Below are 1,584 nucleotides of genomic sequence, written 5' to 3' on the forward strand. Positions count from 1 at the left end.
CCCCCACCACCGCGCACCCGCCCAGCAGCGCCCCCGCGAGCCACCGGTCCCGCGCCGACAGCACCGGCAGCCCGCTCACCGCCCCGGCGGGCGCCCGGCGCAGCGCGTACGCCAGGAACACCGCGATGACGACGGCGGCCAGCAGCGACCCCCCGTACTGGAGGTACCAGTACAGCGGCGACCCGGCGATCTCCTCCCCGAGGACCGGGAACAGCCGCATCCCCCACCGGTCGAGGTGGGTGAACGCGTCCCAGACGACATGCGTGAGGGCCCCGGCGACGGCGGAGACGTACCACCGCGCCACCAGCCCGCCCGACACGCGCGCGCGGGGGACACCGCAGCGTGTGAGCGCGGCGACCCGGCCCCGCCCGGCGGCGGGCAGCAGCGCGACCAGCGGCTCGCGGACGACGAGCCACAGCCCGACCAGCGCCCACGTGAGCAGCACGTCGACCGTGAACACCCCGGCGAAGGAGTGCGTGACGTCGCCGAACCGCATCGCGTCGGGGACGGCGCTCGCCGCGTAGTACGTGAGGTCCGGCGCGAAGGACCCGGCCACGAGAACGGCGGGAATCAGCCGACCCCGGCCGCTCCCGTCGCCCCGCACCGCCGGCAGTACGGCGGCGGCGTGGCTCAGGGTGAACGGCACAACTGCTCCTCAGGCGGGAATCGGACGGGAAGACGATCACGGCGACACCGTGAGGACGCCCCCGGCGCGGGGCGCGGTTCCCGGCCGTCCGTACATGAGGGGCGGATGAAAACAGCCCCCGACGGGTGCCGGTGTCAAGGGAGTTGACGTAGGGTCGCCGTACCCGCCGGTACGCCCGGTGTACGCGGGGCGAGCGGTGACAGCGGGACGGGAATCGGCTGGAGGGGCAACCTCCCGGGCCGTCCGTTCGTCACACAGGTGAGCACGGCAGACAGAGACGGGCGCTCGGGCGTCCACGGGAGGGGTTCACTTCATGTCGGCGCATTTCGGCAGGAGGCTGCGCAAGAGCGCGGTCAACACCACCGTGGCCGCCGTCGCGGTCGCCGCCCTGGCCGCGTCCCAGGCACCGGAGGTCGTCGCGGGCACCACCCAGGACAGACCCGCCGACACACCCGCTGCGGCGGGTGACCCGGGACCGACGGCCGGCGGCGCCACCGGCAACTCGCCGTACTACACGGACCTGCCGCCCCTCAACAGCCCGAGCCCGGTGCCCTCCCCGGGCGCCACTCCGATACCCGGGATACCCGGCACCGGCGCGACCGGCACCGTCTCGGAGTCGGGCATCCCCGCGACCGTCCTGGACGCCTACAAGAGGGCCGCGACGGCCCTCGCGGCCGACAAGCCCGGCTGCAACCTCCCCTGGGAGCTCCTCGCCGCGATCGGCAAGGTCGAGTCGAGCCACGCGAGCGGCGGGAACGTCGGCGCGGACGGCACGACGGTCACCNNGGCGGCGCCTTCGACGGCGACAGCATGTACGACCGCGCCGTGGGCCCCATGCAGTTCATCCCCTCGACCTGGGCGTGGGCCGGCCGCGACGGCAACGGCGACGGCCGCAAGGACCCCAACAACGTCTACGACGCCGCCCTCGCCGCCGCGCA

1 protein-coding gene and 2 pseudogenes are annotated in these 1,584 nt (G+C 74.7%); 2 read left to right on the plus strand and 1 reads right to left on the minus strand.

Annotation, left to right across the window (positions count from 1 at the left end; translation table 11 throughout):
* On the minus strand, nt 1–646 hold a 646-nt coding region (locus AOK24_RS44040; protein WP_055725421.1), incomplete at its 3' end, for a DUF4184 family protein.
* A 313-nt stretch (nt 647–959) separates the two neighbouring features.
* On the opposite strand from AOK24_RS44040, the pseudogene AOK24_RS47130 reads away from it, so the two are divergent.
* Both AOK24_RS47130 and AOK24_RS52075 read left to right on the plus strand, forming a co-directional pair.
* Nucleotides 960–1,430: pseudogene (locus AOK24_RS47130) on the plus strand (lytic transglycosylase); the annotation flags it as partial.
* Nucleotides 1,431–1,432: 2 nt separating this feature from the next.
* Nucleotides 1,433–1,584: pseudogene (locus tag AOK24_RS52075) on the plus strand (lytic murein transglycosylase); the annotation flags it as partial.

This window comes from Streptomyces niveiscabiei, from assembly GCF_001419795.1.
GTDB classification, from domain to species: domain Bacteria; phylum Actinomycetota; class Actinomycetes; order Streptomycetales; family Streptomycetaceae; genus Streptomyces; species Streptomyces niveiscabiei.